Source organism: Streptomyces sp. NPDC023838 (assembly GCF_040639555.1).
Lineage (GTDB): Bacteria > Actinomycetota > Actinomycetes > Streptomycetales > Streptomycetaceae > Streptomyces.
The window spans coordinates 182,457-200,499 of sequence record NZ_JBFAAD010000003.1 but is presented as its reverse complement, the minus strand read 5'-3'; the positions used below and the strand labels follow the sequence as shown (position 1 = coordinate 200,499).

General features: G+C 71.1%; 14 protein-coding genes. 7 read left to right on the top strand and 7 right to left on the bottom strand.

The annotated features are described in order from the left end of the window. Window positions 1-243 precede the first annotated feature (243 nt). The 5 genes from AB0G17_RS05190 to AB0G17_RS05170 all read left to right on the top strand — a co-directional run bounded on the left by AB0G17_RS05190 (window position 244) and on the right by AB0G17_RS05170 (window position 9,490). On the top strand, window positions 244-1,752 hold the full coding sequence (locus AB0G17_RS05190) for a cytochrome ubiquinol oxidase subunit I (protein ID WP_361375706.1): 1,509 nt from the start codon (window positions 244-246) through the stop codon (window positions 1,750-1,752). Window positions 1,753-1,770: 18 nt separating this feature from the next. Further along, window positions 1,771-2,772 (top strand): cytochrome d ubiquinol oxidase subunit II, encoded by a 1,002-nt coding sequence (cydB, locus tag AB0G17_RS05185; RefSeq protein WP_361375703.1) that lies wholly within the window; start codon window positions 1,771-1,773, stop codon window positions 2,770-2,772. A 125-nt stretch (window positions 2,773-2,897) separates the two neighbouring features. Further along, window positions 2,898-6,449, top strand: a complete 3,552-nt coding sequence (gene cydD, locus AB0G17_RS05180) for a thiol reductant ABC exporter subunit CydD (protein WP_361375700.1) — start codon at window positions 2,898-2,900, stop codon at window positions 6,447-6,449. Between the two features lie 55 nt (window positions 6,450-6,504). Next, the gene (locus AB0G17_RS05175) at window positions 6,505-8,262 is read left to right on the top strand and encodes a GAF domain-containing protein (RefSeq protein ID WP_361375697.1); all 1,758 of its coding nucleotides are present in this window, start codon (window positions 6,505-6,507) and stop codon (window positions 8,260-8,262) included. Between the two features lie 148 nt (window positions 8,263-8,410). Continuing rightward, window positions 8,411-9,490, top strand: coding sequence for a peptidoglycan DD-metalloendopeptidase family protein (locus tag AB0G17_RS05170; protein WP_361375694.1), 1,080 nt, complete (start codon window positions 8,411-8,413; stop codon window positions 9,488-9,490). A 63-nt stretch (window positions 9,491-9,553) separates the two neighbouring features. On the opposite strand, the gene AB0G17_RS05165 is transcribed toward AB0G17_RS05170, so the two are convergent. Next, a complete protein-coding gene (locus AB0G17_RS05165) occupies window positions 9,554-10,432 on the bottom strand; it encodes a Cof-type HAD-IIB family hydrolase (protein WP_361375691.1) in 879 nt (292 codons plus the stop codon). A 269-nt stretch (window positions 10,433-10,701) separates the two neighbouring features. Between AB0G17_RS05165 and AB0G17_RS05160 the strand changes: the two genes are divergently transcribed. Further along, window positions 10,702-11,598: an LLM class flavin-dependent oxidoreductase gene (locus tag AB0G17_RS05160; RefSeq protein ID WP_361375688.1), complete on the top strand. Its 897-nt coding sequence runs from the start codon at window positions 10,702-10,704 to the stop codon at window positions 11,596-11,598. 84 nt (window positions 11,599-11,682) lie between these two features. Here the strand turns inward: AB0G17_RS05160 and AB0G17_RS05155 are convergent, their stop codons facing one another. The 3 genes from AB0G17_RS05155 to AB0G17_RS05145 all read right to left on the bottom strand — a co-directional run bounded on the left by AB0G17_RS05155 (window position 11,683) and on the right by AB0G17_RS05145 (window position 13,416). Continuing rightward, entirely contained in the window at window positions 11,683-12,144 is a 462-nt protein-coding gene (locus AB0G17_RS05155; RefSeq protein WP_361375685.1) for a hypothetical protein, read from the bottom strand. Window positions 12,145-12,274: 130 nt separating this feature from the next. Then, a complete protein-coding gene (locus AB0G17_RS05150) occupies window positions 12,275-12,829 on the bottom strand; it encodes an RNA 2'-phosphotransferase (RefSeq protein ID WP_361375682.1) in 555 nt (184 codons plus the stop codon). A 71-nt stretch (window positions 12,830-12,900) separates the two neighbouring features. Then, window positions 12,901-13,416 (bottom strand): PadR family transcriptional regulator, encoded by a 516-nt coding sequence (locus AB0G17_RS05145; RefSeq protein ID WP_361375679.1) that lies wholly within the window; start codon window positions 13,414-13,416, stop codon window positions 12,901-12,903. A gap of 108 nt (window positions 13,417-13,524) precedes the next feature. Here AB0G17_RS05145 and AB0G17_RS05140 point away from each other — a divergent pair, with 108 nt between their 5' ends. Continuing rightward, window positions 13,525-14,097 carry a hypothetical protein gene (locus tag AB0G17_RS05140; RefSeq protein WP_361375676.1) on the top strand — a complete coding sequence of 191 codons (573 nt, stop codon included), beginning with the start codon at window positions 13,525-13,527 and terminating at the stop codon, window positions 14,095-14,097. 56 nt (window positions 14,098-14,153) lie between these two features. Here the strand turns inward: AB0G17_RS05140 and AB0G17_RS05135 are convergent, their stop codons facing one another. The 3 genes from AB0G17_RS05135 to AB0G17_RS05125 form a co-directional block, all read right to left on the bottom strand. Then, on the bottom strand, window positions 14,154-15,119 hold the full coding sequence (locus tag AB0G17_RS05135) for a MerR family transcriptional regulator (protein ID WP_361376287.1): 966 nt from the start codon (window positions 15,117-15,119) through the stop codon (window positions 14,154-14,156). Window positions 15,120-15,362: 243 nt separating this feature from the next. Beyond that, a complete protein-coding gene (locus AB0G17_RS05130; protein WP_361375673.1) occupies window positions 15,363-16,292 on the bottom strand; it encodes a metal-dependent hydrolase in 930 nt (309 codons plus the stop codon). Then, entirely contained in the window at window positions 16,289-18,043 is a 1,755-nt protein-coding gene (locus AB0G17_RS05125; RefSeq protein WP_361376284.1) for an SDR family oxidoreductase, read from the bottom strand. Before AB0G17_RS05125 ends, AB0G17_RS05130 begins: the two co-directional genes overlap by 4 nt.

The following is an 18,043-nucleotide window of genomic DNA, read 5'->3' as shown; positions in this document are numbered from 1 at the left end:
GGAAGGGCGTCTCAAAAGGCGTCGCCAGCGCCCGCGCCCAAAGTGGCCAGAGGTCGCTCACGGCGTCCTCCGTGGCTCACCCTGGCGCAGGGGGACCCCCCGCTTAAAGATCCCGGAAGCATGTGCGACATAATGCTTGTGAATGTGAACGCGTTCACAAGCGCATCCCGCTTCGTCCCTTAATCAGTGGGTTCGGAGGGGCAACCTGCCGCTGTGATCACGGCGATGTAAGGAGATGACGTTGTGAATCTGGCTCTGGCGCCGGAGACACTGGCGCGCTGGCAGTTCGGCATCACCACCGTCTACCACTTCCTCTTCGTCCCCCTCACGATCTCGCTCGCCGCGCTCACGGCCGGCCTGCAGACCGCGTGGATGCGGACGGAGAACCAGAAGTACCTCAAGGCGACGAAGTTCTGGGGCAAGCTCTTCCTGATCAACATCGCGATGGGCGTGGTCACCGGCATCGTCCAGGAGTTCCAGTTCGGCATGAACTGGTCCGACTACTCGCGCTTCGTGGGTGACGTCTTCGGCGCCCCGCTCGCCTTCGAGGCGCTCATCGCCTTCTTCTTCGAGTCCACCTTCATCGGGCTGTGGATCTTCGGCTGGGACAAGCTGCCGCAGAAGATCCACCTCGCCTGCATCTGGATGGTCTCGATCGGCACCATCCTCTCCGCGTACTTCATCCTGGCCGCCAACTCCTGGATGCAGCACCCGGTCGGCTACAAGCTCAACAAGGCCACCGGGCGCGCGGAGCTCACCGACTTCTGGCATGTGCTGACCCAGGACACCACCCTGGTCGTCGTCTTCCACACGCTCACCGCGGCCTTCCTCACCGGTGGCGCGTTCATGGTCGGCGTCTCCGCCATCCATCTGCGCCGCAAGAAGCACATCCCGGTGATGCGCACCTCGCTCCGGCTCGGCCTGGTCACGCTCGTCGTGGGCGGACTGCTCACAGCCGTCAGCGGTGACCAGCTGGGCAAGGTCATGTTCAAGCAGCAGCCCATGAAGATGGCGGCGGCCGAGGCGCTGTGGGACGGCGAGAAGTCGGCGCCCTTCTCGATATTCGCCTACGGAGACGTGGCCAAGGGCCATAACAGCGTCGAGATCTCGGTCCCGGGCGTGCTCTCCTTCCTCGCCGACAACAACTTCTCCTCGTACGTCCCCGGCATCAACGACGTGAACAAGCAGGAGCAGCAGAAGTACGGGCCCGGCGACTACCGGCCCAACATCCCGGTCACCTTCTGGGGCTTCCGCTGGATGATCGGCTTCGGCATGGCGTCCGTCGCCATCGGAGCCGTCGGCCTCTGGCTTACCCGCAAGAAGTTCATGCTGGCGCCCGGCCTGAGGACCGGTGAGGACGAGGTGCCGCATCTGGTCCTCTTCCGGAACAAGGCGCTCGGCAGCCGGCTGACCGGCTGGTACTGGTTCATCGCCATCTGGACGCTCGGCTTCCCGCTGATCGCCAACTCCTGGGGCTGGATCTTCACCGAGATGGGCCGTCAGCCCTGGGTCGTCTACGGAGTGCTGCGCACCAGGGACGCGGTCTCCCCCGGTGTCTCGCAGGGCGAGGTCCTCACCTCGATGATCGTCTTCACCCTGCTCTACGCCGTGCTCGCGGTGATCGAGGTCAGGCTGCTGGTGAAGTACGTCAAGGCGGGGCCGCCCGAGCTCACCGACTCGGACCTCAACCCGCCCACCAAGATCGGCGGGGACCACCGCGACCCCGACCGGCCGATGGCCTTCTCGTACTGAGGCTGAGGAGACAGAGGCATGGAACTCCACGACGTCTGGTTCGTACTCATCGCCGTCCTGTGGACCGGCTACTTCTTCCTGGAGGGCTTCGACTTCGGAGTCGGGATCCTCACCAAGCTGCTGGCCCGCGACCGCAAGGAGAAGCGGGTTCTGATCAACACGATCGGGCCCGTCTGGGACGGCAACGAGGTGTGGTTGCTCACGGCCGGCGGCGCGACCTTCGCCGCCTTCCCCGAGTGGTACGCCACGCTCTTCTCCGGCTTCTATCTGCCGCTGCTGATCATCCTGGTCTGTCTGATCGTGCGCGGTGTGGCCTTCGAGTACCGGGCGAAGCGGCCCGAGGAGAAGTGGCAGCGCAACTGGGAGGAGGCCATCTTCTGGACGTCGTTGATCCCGGCGTTCCTGTGGGGCGTGGCCTTCGGCAACATCGTGCGCGGAGTGAAGATCGACGCGCACAAGGAGTACGTGGGCACCTTCTGGGATCTGCTCAATGGGTACTCGATCCTCGGCGGACTGGTGACGCTGTTCCTGTTCACCTTCCACGGCTCGGTCTTCACCTCCCTGAAGACCGTGGGTGAGATCCGCGAGCGGTCGCGGGCACTGGCCCTCAAGCTGGGCCTGGCCACGGTCGTACTGGCGCTGGCGTTCCTGATCTGGACGCAGGCCTCGCGCGGTGACACCAAGAGCCTGGTCGCGATGGCGATCGCGGTCCTCGCCCTGGTCGGGGCGATCGGAGCGATCAAGGCCGGTCGCGAAGGCTGGTCGTTCGCCCTGTCCGGCATCACGATCGCGGCCGCCGTGGCGATGCTCTTCCTGACGCTCTTCCCGAACGTCATGCCGTCCTCGCTGCATGAGGAGTGGAACCTCACGGTCTCCAACGCCTCGTCGAGCCCGTACACCCTGAAGATCATGACCTGGTGCGCGGGCGTCGCGACCCCGGTGGTGCTCCTCTACCAGGGCTGGACGTACTGGGTGTTCCGCAAGCGGATCGGCACCCAGCACATCGCCGACGCGCACTGAGTCCGCAGGGGGGGTGTGTTTCACGTGAAACACACCCCGACGCGCACTGAGTCCGCACAGGGGTCTGTTTCACGTGAAACAACCCCCTGCTCTTTGGCCCCCGACCCTTCGAGGGGATGTTTCACGTGAAACCGATCGACCCGCGACTGCTCCGATACGCCCGGGCCACCCGCCTCTTCCTCGTGGCCGTCGTCGCCCTCGGCCTGGTCGGGGCGGGGCTGGTCGTCGCGCAGGCGATGCTCATCGCCGACGTGGTTGTGGGTGCGTTCCAGGACGACCTCGGCGCCGCGGGGCTGCGGACGCCCCTGCTCCTGCTCGGCGCGGTCGCGGTCGGGCGGGGGCTGGTGTCCTGGCTGACCGACCTGGCCGCCCACCGGGCGAGCGCAGCGGTCAAGTCGGAGCTGCGGGGACGGCTTCTCGAACGGGCGGCGCTGCTGGGGCCCGAGTGGCTCGGCGGTCAGCGGACCGGCTCACTGGTGGCGCTGGCCACCCGGGGAGTGGACGCGCTCGACGACTACTTCTCGCGCTATCTGCCGCAGCTGGGCCTCGCGGTGGTGGTGCCCGTGGCGGTGCTCGCCAGGATCGTCACCGAGGACTGGGTCTCGGCGGCGACCATCGTCGTGACGTTGCCGCTCATTCCGCTCTTCATGGCGCTGATCGGCTGGGCCACCCAGGCGCAGACGGACCGCCAGTGGCGGCTCCTCTCCCGGCTGTCGGGACACTTTCTGGACGTGGTCGCCGGACTGCCGACGCTCAAGGTGTTCGGCCGGGCCAAGGCGCAGGCCGAGTCGATCCGGACGATCACCTCGGAGTACCGCCGAGCCACGCTGAAGACCTTGCGGATCGCGTTCCTGTCGTCGTTCGCACTGGAGCTGCTGGCGACGCTGTCGGTGGCGCTGGTCGCCGTCGGCGTCGGTATGCGTCTGGTCCACGGCGATCTGGACCTCTCCACGGGACTGGTGATCCTGATCCTCGCCCCCGAGGCGTATCTGCCGCTGCGGCAGGTCGGTGCGCAGTACCACGCGGCGGCGGAGGGCCTCTCGGCCGCCGAGGAGATCTTCGAGGTCCTGGAGACCCCGCTGCCCGAGGGCGGTACGGGCGTGGTGCCGGCCGGTCCTGTACGGATCGAAGTGGACAGGGTGACTGTTCGTCATCCGGGCCGCAGCGAACCGTCGTTGGCTGCCGCCTCGCTGACGGTGGAGCCGGGCGAGACGGTGGCACTGACCGGACCGAGCGGCGCCGGGAAGTCGACGCTTCTCGGCGCGGTGCTGGGGTTCGTGGCGCCGGACGAGGGCTGGGTGCGGATCTCCGGCACCGATCTGGGCGCGCTCTCGCTGGAGCAGTGGCGCGAACGGATCGCCTGGGTGCCCCAGCGGCCGCACCTGTTCGCGGGGACGATCGCGGAGAACGTACGCCTCGCCCGTCCGGACGCCGACGACACGGCGGTACGGGAAGCCCTGCGGGACGCGGGCGCCCTGGAGTTCGTGAGCGCGCTGCCCGACGGCCTGGGGACGGTGCTCGGGGAGGACGGCGCCGGGCTCTCGGCCGGACAGCGGCAACGCCTCGCGCTGGCACGGGCGTTCCTCGCCGACCGGCCGGTCCTGCTGCTGGACGAGCCGACGGCGGCGCTGGACGGGGCGACCGAGGCGGGCATCGTCGACGCGGTACGGAGGCTGTCGGCCGGCCGCACGGTACTTCTGGTGGTCCACCGCCCCGCCCTGCTCGCGGTCGCGGACCGGGTGGTGGAGCTGCGGACCGCCGACAGCGCGCGGGGCCGGGGCGCCGTGCGGGGACTCGCGCCGCGTACGCCAGTGTCGGCTCCCGGCGACCTCCCCGTGTCGGCACCGAGGCCGGGCTCTGACCTGCCCGAAACGGCACCGAGGCCGGACTCTGCCCTGGGCTCGGCCGGGAAGGCAGGGCCCCAGGACGTGCTCGCGCGGGTGCGCGGGGCCGCAGGCGGGCTGCGCGGGCGTCTCGTCCTGGCGCTGGTGCTCGGAGCATTGGCGCTCGGGTGCGCCGTGGGGCTCATGGGCGTGTCCGGGTGGCTCATCTCGCGGGCTTCCGAGCAGCCGCCGGTGCTGTATCTGATGGTGGCCGTGACGGCGACCCGGGCGTTTGGCATCGGGCGGGCCGTGTTCCGGTACGCCGAGCGGCTGGTGTCCCACGACGCGGTGCTGCGGATGCTCGCCGAGGTGCGCGTCGCGGTGTACCGCAGGCTGGAGCGGATCGCCCCGGCGGGGCTGCGCTCCACCCGGCGCGGCGACCTGCTGTCCCGCCTGGTCGCGGATGTGGATCAGCTCCAGGACTACTGGCTGCGGTGGGCACTGCCCGCAGCCGTGGCCGTGGTGGTCTCGGTGGCCAGTGCCGGGTTCACCGCCTGGCTGCTGCCCGAGGCCGGAGCGGTGCTCGCGATCGGGCTGCTGGTCGCCGGAGTGGCCGTGCCAATGGTCAGCGGGGCGTGCGCACGCCGGGCCGAGCGCCAACTGGCGCCCGCGCGCGGCCTCCTGGCCGCTCGGGTGGCCGAGCTGCTCACCGGGACGGGCGAGTTGACGGTGGCGGGGGCGCTCGGCCGCCGCACCCGGGAGGCGAAGGACACCGACTCGGCGCTTACGCGGATCGCGTCGCGGGCGGCTGCCGCCACCGCGCTCGGGGGCGGGCTCTCGGCCCTGACCTGCGGACTGACCGTGACGGCCGCCGCTCTCGTCGGGGTGCGGGCGGTCGCCGCCGGGCGCCTGGACGGGGTGCTGCTCGCCGTCGTGGTGCTGGTGCCGCTCGCCGCCTTCGAGGCCGTCAACGGCCTGCCCCTCGCCGTACAGGCGCGCCAGCGGGTCAGGCGCAGCGCCGAGCGGGTGTACGAGGTGCTCGACGCACCCGTCCCGGTGAGGGAGCCGGAGCACCCCGCCGCCGCGCCCGCGTCGGCCTTCCCCCTGGAGGTGCGCGGGCTGACGGCCCGGTACGACGGGCAGAGCAGGGACGCGCTGAGTGGCTTCTCGCTGACGCTCGCCCCGGGCCGGCGCGTCGCCGTCGTCGGGACCTCCGGGTCCGGCAAGACCACTCTCGCCCAGGTGCTGCTGCGCTTCCTGGACGCGCGCGAGGGCACGTACCGGATCGGCGGGAAGGACACGGCGGAGCTCGCGGGCGACGACGTCCGCCGTCTCGTCGGCCTCTGCGCCCAGGACGCCCACATCTTCGACAGCTCGGTGCGCGAGAACCTGCGGCTGGCCCGCACCGGCGCGGACGAGGACGCGATGCGCGACGCACTGGCGGAGGCCCGGCTGCTCGACTGGGTGGACGGTCTGCCCGACGGCCTCGACACGCTCGTCGGGGAGCACGGTGCCCGGCTCTCGGGCGGCCAGCGCCAGCGGCTCGCGCTGGCCCGTGCGCTCCTGGCCGACTTCCCGGTGCTCGTCCTGGACGAGCCCGCCGAGCACCTCGACCTGGCGACGGCCGACGCGCTCACGGCGGATCTGCTCAGGGCGACCGAGGGCCGGACGACCGTGCTGATCACCCACCGGCTGCGCGGCCTGGACGCTGTGGACGAGGTGGTGGTCCTCTCCGAGGGCCGGGTGGTGCAGCGGGGCGCGTACGAGGAGCTCGCCCTGGTCGACGGGGAGCTGCGGCGGATGCTGGAGCGCGAGCGCGACAGCGATCTCCTCCAGGAGGCCCGGCCGGCCTGAGGCGTGGGCCAGGCCCGACTTTCCTCGCCAATGGGGACTAACTAGGCTCAAAGGCATGTCAGTGCCGGATCCGAAGGACCTCCAGGACACCAAGGACACCAAGGACACCAAGGACACCAAGGACCACGACGCGCTCGAAGCGGCGACCCTGGCCACCCGAAGCCTTCAGGGTCTGTCCACCGAGCTCACCGCGCGCGTGCCGCAGCTGCTCGAGGCGATGCGTTCCGTCGGTACCGGCCTGGAACTGCACTCCACGCTCGACCGGATCTGTGAGACCGCCGCGGAGCTGGCCGACGCCAGGTACGCGGCGATCGGGGTCATCGACGAGGCGGACACGGGGCTCTCGGACTTCGTGACGTACGGCGTCACGTTCGAGGAGGCGGCCGCCATCGGCCGACGCCCGGACGGCCACCGCGGGCTGCTCGGCTCGCTGATCCACCACCCCGAACCGCTGCGGCTGGGGAACCTGTCCGCCGACCCGCGCTCGGCCGGATTTCCCGCGCACCACCCGCCGATGCGGACCTTTCTCGGGGTTCCCATCCGGGTGCAGGGCGAGGTCTTCGGGAACCTGTACCTCACGGAGAAGAGCGGCGGGGCCGAGTTCAACGACTACGACCTGCACATGGTGCGGGTGCTGGCCACCGAGGCGGGGATCGCGATCGGCAACGCCCGGCTGTACGAGGCGGCACGCCAGCGCGAGCGGTGGATCGATGGATCGGTCGCGGTCACCACGGCGCTGCTCTCGGGCGGCGACGCGGACGACGCCCTGGAGGTCGTCGCCGAGCAGGCCCGCCACCTCGCGGACTCCGCCGCCGGAATCGTGCTGCTGCCCGCCGAGGAGGGCGGCCTCGAGATCGTCGCCGTCTCCTCCGACGACCCCGGCTCGGCGCTGGGCGTGGTGATTCCGCCGGAGAGCCCGGTCGTCGCGACACTTCTGGAAGGCGAGGCGGTCTTCATGGACGACGCGGCGACCGACGCCCGGATGATCACCAAACTCGCGGAGCGGTACGGGCCGAGCATGATGCTGCCGCTGCACAGCGGCGGCCGGGTGCTGGGCGCGCTCGCCACCCCGCGTGCCCGGGGAGGCCGCCCGTTCACCGACGCGGAGCGGACGCTGGCCACCCAGTTCGCCTCGCAGGCGGCGCTCGCGCTGATGATGGCGGAGGCGCAGCGGGACCGGGAGCGGCTCGTTGTGTACGAGGACCGCGACCGGATCGCCCGCGACCTTCATGACCTGGTCATTCAGCGGCTGTTCGCCACCGGGATGATGCTGGAGGGCGCCCAGCGCAAGTCGGTCGTGCCCGAGGTGCAGCGGGGCGTCGGCAAGGCCGTCGACGAGCTGGACGTGACCATCCAGGAGATCCGTACGGCGATCTTCGCGCTCCAGCAGGAGCCGGCCGAAGCGCCGTCCGGGCTGCGCACCCGGGTGCTGCGGGAGATCAACATGGCGGCGGTGCCGCTCGGCTTCAAGCCCGCGCACCGCTTTGTCGGCCCGGTCGATGCGCTGGTCGGCGAGCTGACCGGCAAGAACCTCATCGCGGCCCTGCGCGAAGCCCTGTCCAACGCCTTCCGGCACGCCGAGGCCTCCCGTATCGAGGTCGTCGTGGACGCCACCGTCCAGCTCCCGGACGGGAGCCAGGGCGTACGGCTCACCGTCGCGGACAACGGAATCGGCATCCCCGAGGGCGGCCGCCGCAGCGGGCTGCGCAACCTGCGACGACGCGCGGAGGCGCTGGGCGGAGCCAGTACGTACGGGCCCGGGACCGGGGAGGACGGCGGCGGGACGACGGTGGTGTGGGAGGCTCCGCTGTAGGGGCAGGCCGGAAGACGGAGGAATCCCGACTGCCGAGAGTGGCGCGGCCCGCCTCGATCCCGTATCTGTAGGCCACTTGGGGGGAGCGGCCCCCGGCCGAGAGGTGTGTTTCACGTGAAACATGCTCCGGCCGCGCGACGATCCGGGCATGCGCCTCGGACACCTGTGCAGGGCCCTCACGCTGGTCCTGTGCGTCCTCGCCGGACCGCTCGGTCCCGCCGCCACGGCCGCCGACGACCCCAATGTGCCCCGGACGAGCCTTGCGGTGGCTCGGCTGTATCTGGACGCCGCCCATGCGACCACCGCGTATGAGCAGGGCAGACGCGCGGCCGAGGCCCAGCGGGCGAAGGCGGAGTGGCTCGACCGGCTCCTCGCTGACAGGCGGCACGATCTCGTACGGCTCCATGACGACATGGGCCGGGTGGCCCGCGCGCAGTACCGGACCGGCGGGAGCATCGCGTACACCGCACAACTGCTGCTCGCCGACGACCCGGAGGAGCTGATGCGCGGTCAGCGGCTTGCCTGGCAGGCCGACATGGCTGTGAACCGGCTCTACGGGAAGACGCGCCATGCGGCAGGGCGGCTCACGGCGGCCCAGCGGCGGGCACAGGACGCCTGGCGTAACCTCGCGGACCGCAGGGACCAGCTCGAACACATCAAGAAGTCCATCGCCGCGCGCTTGGAGGAGGCGCGCTGGGAGCTCCAGGGCGAGGCCAACCGGAGCGTGGCGGCGGGCCAGTGCCGTGGGGCCGTACGCCTTGAGGAGCCGCCGGGTACACGTCCCGCGCGTGCGTGGACGGCGCCCGTGGAGACGTACCGGCTGTCGGCCGGCTTCGACAGCGCGGGCGAGCGCTGGGCCCAGCGCCATACCGGCCAGGACTTCGCGGTGGCCATCGGGACGCCCGTACGGGCGGTCGGCGCGGGCCGGGTCGTCTCCGTCTCGTGCGGCGGCGGCTTCGGGATCGAGATCGTCGTCGGACACCCGGGCGGCTACTACTCGCAGTACGCGCATCTGGCGGCGGTCACCGTGGACCAGGGCGAGCAGGTGAGCACCGGCCAGTGGATCGGGCAGGCCGGCACCACCGGCAACTCGACCGGACCGCACCTTCACTTCGAGATCCGGCTCACCCCGGAGATGGGCTCGGCGGTCGATCCGGTGCGATGGCTGAGCGAGCGTGGGGTGGCACTGCGCGCCAACGCCGCCGAGCCGGAACCCGACGGGTCGTGACGCCGCCGGGCCGGTGGCGACGCGTGTCCGCTGCGGACGCGCGCGGTGCTGTGGGAGTACGGCTCAGAGGGAGGCGAGGATCCGCTCGATGACGACCGCCACGCCGTCGTCGTTGTTGGCGACCGTGTGACCCGAGGCGGCGGCCACGACGTCCGGGTGGGCGTTGCCCATGGCGTACGAGGTGCCCGCCCAGGTGAGCATCTCGAGGTCGTTGGGCATGTCGCCGAAGGCGACGACCTCGGCGGGGGTGATGCCGCGCTCGGCACAGCACAGTTCGAGGGTGGAGGCCTTGGAGACGCCGGGGCCGCTGATCTCCAGGAGCGCGGTCGGGCTGGAGCGGGTGATCTCGGCACGCGCCCCCACGGCCTTGCGGGCGAGCGCGAGGAAGTCGTCGGGCGGGAGCTCGGGGTGGTGGGCGAGCACCTTGAGGATGGGCTCACCGACCGTCTGGGCATCTTCGGCCAGCAGTTTCTCGACGGGCGCGATGCTGCTGGCGGCCTCCATCAGCATCGGCGGATAGCTCGATTCGTGGTGGAGCCCGCCGGTCTGCTCAATGGCGAAGGACGTGCCCGGGGCGGTGGCGCGCAGGATCTCGACGACCTCCAGGGCGGCGGCGCGCTCCAGCGGGCGGACCTTGACGAACCGATGCTCGCCGTCGCCGTCGTGCAGATCGACGACAGCCGCGCCGTTGCCGCAGATGGCCAGGCCGTGGCCGTGGACGTGGTCACTGACGACGTCCATCCAGCGAGCCGGGCGGCCGGTGACGAAGAAGACCTCGATGCCCGCCTCCTCGGCGGCCGCGAGTGCCGCGACCGTACGCTCCGAGACGGACTTGTCGTCGCGCAGCAGCGTGCCGTCCAGGTCGGTCGCGATGAGCCGGGGGACGACCGGGGCGGCGTGTTCGGCGGGGAGGGGCTCGGTAGCTGAGGTCACAGCTCTCATTCTCCCGTACACAGGTGCACGGGCGTGCGGGGGAGCGCACATGTGAGTACGTGTGCCGGAGCGTGCGGGGCGCAGGGGGCGCAGGGGGCGCATGAGGTGTGGGGGTTCGGCTGGCACGTGTTGGCGCTGCCTGCCCTGCGGCCGGGCCGCCCGGGCGAGGTCAGCGGGTCCCCAGGGGCCACGGTGCGACCCCGGGGCCACGGTGGGCGCCGGAACCGGGGCCACGACGGGTGCCGGAAGTGTCAGAGGCAGCCGTTAGTGTCGTAGGTATGCGTCTGAGCACTGTGATTCTTCCGGTACGCCGCTGGCACGACGGCGGTCGCGACGAGTGGCTGCGAGCCGAGGAGCTGGGCTTCCACACCGCGTACACCTACGACCACCTGTCCTGGCGGAGCTTCCGCGACGGGCCGTGGTTCGGCGCGGTTCCGACGCTGACCGCCGCTGCCGCCGCCACCTCGCGGATGCGGCTCGGCACGCTGGTCACCTCGCCGAACTTCAGACACCCGGTGACCCTCGCCAAGGACCTGATAACCCTCGACGACGTCTCGAACGGCCGGATCACGCTCGGGATCGGGGCCGGTGGCAACGGCTTCGACGCCACCGCGCTGGGCCAGCAGGCGTGGACGCCGCGCGAGCGGGCCGACCGGTTCGCCGAGTTCGTGCCGCTGCTCGACCGTCTGCTGACCGAGGAGGCGGTGACGTTCGAGGGCACGTTCTACTCGGCGGTCGAGGCACGCAACATCCCCGGCTGTGCGCAGCGGCCGCGGCTGCCGTTCGCCGTGGCGGCGACCGGCCCGCGCGGGCTGAAACTGGCGGCGCGGCACGGGCAGGCGTGGGTGACCACGGGCGACCCGAAGCTCTTCGAGACGGGCACACCCGATCAGTCGGTCGAGGCGATCCGCGGACAGATCAAGAAGCTCGGCGAGGCCTGTGGCGACATCGGCCGTGATGTGGACGAACTGGACAAGATCCTGCTCACCGGCTTCACGCCGGAGCCGGGGCGGGTGCTGGAGTCGCTGGATTCCTTCGTGGACTTCGCGGGCAGGCACTTCGAGCTCGGCGTGACAGAGATCGTCCTGCACGCGCCGATCCCGGACTCGGGCTTCGCCGCCGACCGGAAGGTGTTCGAGCAGATCGCCATGGAGGGGCTGGCACAGCTGCGTTGACGCGGCGGGCCGGGGCGACGGTGTCGCCCCCGTCCGTCCCCGTTTCCGTCTGCCCGCGCCCCGAGCCGGTACGGCGTCCGCAGCTCAGCTCTTGGCGCGTACGCGTCCGCTCAGCCAGGGCGTGAGGGCGCCGCCGAGGACGAGTTCCTTGTACGTCTCGTCGCCGGGCAGAGGCACTACCAGCCACCACCCCGGCGGGAAGAAGCGGCCCTTCACGTACGCCAGTTCGCCGTAGACCGAGCGGAGGAACGCGGGAACCGCGTCGCGCGGCACGTCGTTGAACTCCACACCGTCGACGGTGATCTTCGCGTCGTCCTCCGCGAAGAGCTGCACCGTGACGACGGGCGAGCCGCCGAGCTCGACGAACGCCTCGTGCGGAAGCGAGCCGTCCGGATCCAGAACGGTGAACGCCCCGGCCGAGGTGCGGCGCGAGGAGCGGTCGGCGCCTATGTCGTCGGTGACCTCCATGGCGAGGTGGTGCGCGCGGGCGACCTCGCGGATCGCGGCGACGGCGCTCTCGGTGCTGGGCAGACGCGGATGTGCCATGCCGGCGATCATCTCAGCCGGAGGGCGACCGGCCGGAGACCGGGCCGCACTCGGAGCCGGCCCCACTCCGAACCGCTCCTCACCCAGAACCCGCTTTCACTCGGAGCCCGCCTTCACTCGGAACCGGCCCTCATTCGGGAAGGCGCAGGTACTTCGGCGGTACGGAGTCGGTGAGCCACACCCCGTTCGCGCTGATGTGGAAGACATGGCCGTCCCGCCGCATCGCCGCGGCGTCCACGCTCAGGACGACGGGGCGGCCGCGCCGGGCGCCTACCCGGGTCGCCGTCTCGCGGTCGGCGGAGAGGTGCACATGGTGGCGGGCCATCGGCCGCAGCCCCTCGGACCGGATCGCGTCCAGGCTGCGGGCCACGGTGCCGTGGTAGAGGTACGCGGGCGGCTCGGCGGCCGGCAGGCCCAGGTCGACGGCGACCGTGTGGCCCTGACTGGCCCGGATCCGGTCGCCCTCGATCGCGAACCGCCGCTTGTCGTTGGTGGCGACGACGTGGTCGAGCTCGGCGCGGGTGATGGGGAAGCGGTGTGCGGCCGCCGCCCGCAGCAGGGTGCCGATCTCGACCCAGCCGTGCGGGTCGAGGGTGAGCCCGATGCGTTCGGGCTGGTGGCGCAGGTGTTTCGACAGGTACTTGGACACCTTCACAGTGCGTCTGTCGTCCGGTGTTTCAGCCATGCCGCCAGGGTGCCGGGCGGGGACCGTCCCGGCACCCCAATTTCCCCTGGGGGGCAAGGTTCCCCTTTGCGTCACGCCTTGAGCTGTTGGGCCGCCCAGTGGGCCCACTCCTCGTGCATCGCGCTGAGCCGCTTGCCGTACTCCAGGGCCAGGCGCCCGTAGACGGAGAGCGGGTCGTCGTCCCACTCGATCGCGGCCTCCGCCTCCTTGAGGCCGGCGAGCTGACGGGCGGAGCGCTCGGCCTCGGTCAGGAGGTACGTCTGCGCCTCCAGCGGTGTGAGGAGGCCGAGGAAGAAGACGCGCAGCAGGGAGTCGCTGCGGCGGGTGCGGGACGGCTCGGTCTCGGTGAGCCAGTGGCGCAGCTCGGCCCGGCCCGGGTCGGTGATGGCGTACTCCTTGCGGCCCCGGGGGCCCTCGGCGGACACCTCGACCAGGCCGGAGTCGGCCAGCTTGCCCAACTCGCCGTAGACCTGGCTCTGGGTCGCCGACCAGACGTGGGAGAGCGAGGTCTCGAACAGTTTCATCAGGTCGTAGCCGCTGGCCGGACGTTCGGCCAGCAGCCCCAGGACCGCGTGACGAAGGCTCATGACCCCACTTTACATTCCACTCTTGACACGTCAACACAGGAACCTCTACTTTTGACATGTCGAAGTTGGAATGTGGAGCGGGCGAGAGCCCGATGAAGGGGGACTCCCATGAACTACCTGCGCGGATTCATCCCGTGGATCGTCTTCGCCGCTGTCGGCAGCGAGCACTGGCAGTGGGGCGCGGTCGCCGCGCTCGCCGTGGGAGCGTGGTTGTTCTCCGTCGACCGCAAGCGCGGTGCGGCGGCCGACTCGCTGATTCTGGAGCAGTCGACCATAGCCTTCTTCGCCGTACTGAGCGTGGTGGCCTTCGCGGCGCCGGACAGTGGTCTGCGGGAGTACGGCGGGGTGCTGGCCACCGGCTGGCTGGCCCTCACCGCCTGGGCGACGCTGGCCGTCCGGCGGCCCTTCACCACCGGGATAGCCAAGCGGCAGGCGCCGCGCGAGGTGTGGAACAACCCGGTGTTCCTCCGCATCAACGTGGTGCTGACCGCCGCCTGGGCCGCTGCCTTCACCGTCACCGCCGTCGGGCTCGCCGTCATCCACGCCGAGTCGCTGGGCAGTGCCGCCGCGATAGCCGTGCAGGTCGCCGGGTTCGCGTTGCCCGCGCTCTTCACCGCCAAGTACCCGGAGCGCGCCCGGCGTGCCGCTCAGGCCGCCAAAGTGACCACGATCACGCAGTAATGACGGTCAGTTAGGTTTGATCCACAGACAAGTGCGGTTATCCACAGGGCCTGTGTCTATTCTGTGGACAACGGGCGGGTTGTGGGCAAGGGGCGGGCCGAGAGAGCGTCCAACGTACGGGACTGGACCTCGCGTTCGGCAGCGGCGGAGATGAACGCGGCGACGTTCTCCGGACCGACCAGGTCCTGCACCGCCCGGACCGTGTGCGCGGGCAGGGTGACCGGCCCGGAGTCGGGCTCGGCCGGGGCGGCCTGGGCTGTGGCGCCGAGATGGCGCTGGAGGTGCCGGGTGGCGAACAGGCGCATGGCTCGGGCCAGTTCGGCGTCCACGGTCTGTTGGGCGAGCGGGCGCAGCCGGCGCACCAGACCGGCGGCCTCGGCGGCCTCCGCGTCGGTGGGCGGGCGGTGGCCCAGATAGCGGGCGAAGACGTGCTCGGTGGTGAAGTCGAGGAAGCGGGCGGCGATGTGCTCCACCTGGCCGCGCAGCTCGCGCAGATGCCCGGAGATGGCGTCGAGGGGAACCCCGGCCGCGTGCAGCTCGGCGGCGACCGCCAGCTCCTGCGGGCTGGGGACCAGGAACTCGCGGTCGTTGCCGGGGACGCGTTCCAGGATGCCCAGCTCGATCGCGTCGGCGACGGCCTCGTCGTCGGGCTCACCGCCGAAGGTGGCGTCGAGATCGTCCCGGGAGATCCGGGCAGCCTGCTCGTCGGTCCAGGGCCCGTTGACCTCGGCGACCAGGCCGAGGACACCGCCGAGGCCCCGTCCCGCGTCCCAAGCCTCCAGGAGTTCCTTGATGGAGGCCAGGGTGTAACCGCGGTCCAGCAGATCGGCGATCTGGCGCAACCGGGCCAGATGGGTCTCGCCGTACACATTGGACCGGCCGCGGCGCTCGGGCCTGGGCAGCAGGCCGCGGTCCTGATAGGCGCGGATCGTCCGGACCGTGGCGCCGCTCGCATGGGCCAGGTCCTCGATGCGGTACTCGCAGGAGGAGGAGGGGAGGGAGTGTGACGCCGCCTGCTGCAGCGCGGGCTGGACCGGCTGCTGGGGTGCCTGTTGAGCCGGTGACTGGGGCGTCGGCTGGGGCGCCGATTGGGAGGTCGGCTGAGCCGGTGCCTGGACCGGAGGCTGGAGTGTTTCCCGGGCCGCTGCCTGGGCCGCTGACTGGGCCGGTACGGCGGACGGCACCGGGGCGTGAGCCGGCGCCGCCGACGCACCTGGCGCCGCCGATGACTGTGTTGCTGGCTGCCCGGACAAACCCGTCTCCCTCTACCCCAGGGCGGCGCGGCCCACCGCACCCGCTGCCACACGGGCCGCCGGCGAGGTCGCGAGATATTCGACGGCCTTGCGCAGGGAGCCCTCCTGCGAGGGATGGTACGACCGGCGGAAGTAGCGGGGTATGGCCGCGCCGAGCTCCTTCCAGCTGGGCAGCAGCCCGCGCCGCACCGCCCGGTTGTGCTCGCGCAGTGAGTAGCGCAGCCGACCGGCTAGCTGGGGGTCGTGACGGATCAGATAGGAGGTACCCCACGCCCACAGCCAGAGCAGCACCGGGGCGACCACGACCATGCCCTCCACCCGGCGGGCGTAGCGGGGAAGGCCCTCGCCGCCGCAGTGCTGGTACATGTCGAAGGCGACCGCGCGGTGTTCGACCTCTTCGGCGCCGTGCCAGCGCAGCAGGTCGAGCATGACCGGGTCCGAGCCGGCCCGGTCGAGGGCCTCGGCGTGCAGCACCCAGTCCCCCAGGACCGCGGTGAACTGTTCGATCGCGGCGATCAGCGAGAGGCGGAAGCGCAGCCACTCCTGGGTCGGTATCGGCGTGCCGAACGGAGGGTGCTCGCCGAGGAGTTTGTCGAAGAGGAAGTCGACGTGGCGGGTGTAGGCGGCGGTGTCGAGGCGCTGCTCGGCGAGGTGGTCGAGGACGTAGGCGTGCTGGACGCTGTGGGTGGCCTCCTGGCCCATGAAGCCCTTGACGTCCTTGAGCAATACCGGGTCGGTGACCAGGGGGAGGGCTTCCTTGAAGACCTTCACGAACCACCGCTCGCCCGCCGGGAGGAGGAGGTGCAGCACGTTGATGACATGGGTGGCGGTGGGCTCGTCCGGTATCCAGTGCAGAGGGGTCTCGTGCCAGTCGAACGAGACCCGCCGCGGGGTGATCCGGTAATGGTCCGGGCTCGCGCCGTCCAGGTGCTCCGTGCTCACAGCGGCGGCTCCAATCGGGCGATCGCGCGCAGGGTGCGGGGCGTGAAGCGGGACATGAGGTGGGCGCCGCGGGCCTCGGGCGTCACCGGCACCACGGCCTGGTTCTTCACCACGGCGCGCAAGATCGCCGTGGCGACCTTCTCCGGCGGGTAGTTGCGCAGGCCGTACAGCCGGGCGGACTTCTTCTGGCGGCGCTTCTCCTCGGTCTCGTCGACCCCGGCGAAGCGGGCGGTGGAGGTGATGTTGGTGTTGACGAAGCCGGGGCAGATGGCGCTGACACCGATCCCCTGCCCGGCAAGTTCGGCGCGCAGGCACTCGCTGAGCATCAGCACCGCCGCCTTGGTGGTGGAGTACGCGGGCAGCGCCTTGGAGGGCTGGTAGGCGGCGGCCGATGCGGTGTTGACGATGTGGCCGCCCTGGCCGCGCTCGGTCATCTGCTTGCCGAAGATGCGGCAGCCGTGGATGACGCCCCACAGGTTGACGTCGAGGACCTTCTTCCAGTCCTCGGTGGTGGTGTCGAAGAACGACCCGGAGAGGCCGATCCCGGCGTTGTTCACCAGGACGTCGACGATGCCGTACTCGGCGGCGACCTTCTCGGCGAGCTTCTCCATCGCCTGCTCGTCGCTCACGTCGACCGTCTCGGCCCAGGCTTCGGGGGCGCCGATGAGCCGGGACAGGTCGGCGGTCCGGGCGGCTCCCTCGGCGTCCCGGTCCACGGCGACGATCCGCGCCCCGGCCTCCGCGAACGCGAAGGCGGTGGCCCGGCCGATGCCGCTGGCCGCGCCGGTGACCAGGACCAGCTGGCCGCCGAAGCGGTCCGCGTACGGGCCGGTGGCCACGGCGTCCCTGGCCGAGACGCCGTCCTCGTTGGCGGTGATGAACTCGGTGATCCAAGCGGCCAGCCGGTCGGGGCGGGTGCGCGGGACCCAGTGCTTGGCGGGCAGCGTGCGGCGGACCAGCTGGGGTGCCCACAGCTCCAGTTCGTCGTAGAGCCGCTCGGAGAGGAACGCGTCGCCGGTCGGCGTGATCAGCTGCACCGGTACGTGCGCGTACGCGTCGGCGCGCGGGCGGCGCAGCCGGGCCCGGACGTTGTCCCGGTAGAGCCAGGCGCCGTGCGCCGCGTCCTGGGGCAGGGAGGAGGTGGGGTAGTCGCCGGAGGGGACCTTCTCCACCCGTTCCAGGATCTTCGGCCACCGCTTGCCGAGCGGGCCGCGCCAGGCGAGCTCGGGCAGCACGGGGGTGTGCAGCATGTACACGTACCAGGATTTGGCGCCCTGGCCGAGCAGCTGGCCCACCCGGCGGGGGGTCGGGCGGGTCATTCGGCTCTTGATCCAGTGCCCGAAGTGGTCCAGGGACGGACCGGACATCGAGGTGAAGGAGGCGATCCGGCCCTCGGTGCGCTTGACGGTCACGAACTCCCAGGCCTGGACGGACCCCCAGTCGTGGCCGACCAGGTGCACCGGCCTGTCCGGGCTCACCGCGTCGACGACCGCCAGGAAGTCGTCGGTCAGCTTCTCCAGGGTGAAGCCGCCGCGCAGCGGGGCCGGGGCGGTGGAGCGGCCGTGGCCCCGTACGTCGTACAGCACGACGTGGAAGCGCTCGGCCAGCCGGACGGCGACCTCCGACCAGACCTCCTTGCTGTCCGGATAGCCGTGCACGAGCACCACGGTCGGCTGCTCCGCGTCGCCGAGTTCGGCGACGCAGAGCTCGATCCCTCCCGTGCGCACCCAGCGCTCGCGCGCGCCCTCCAT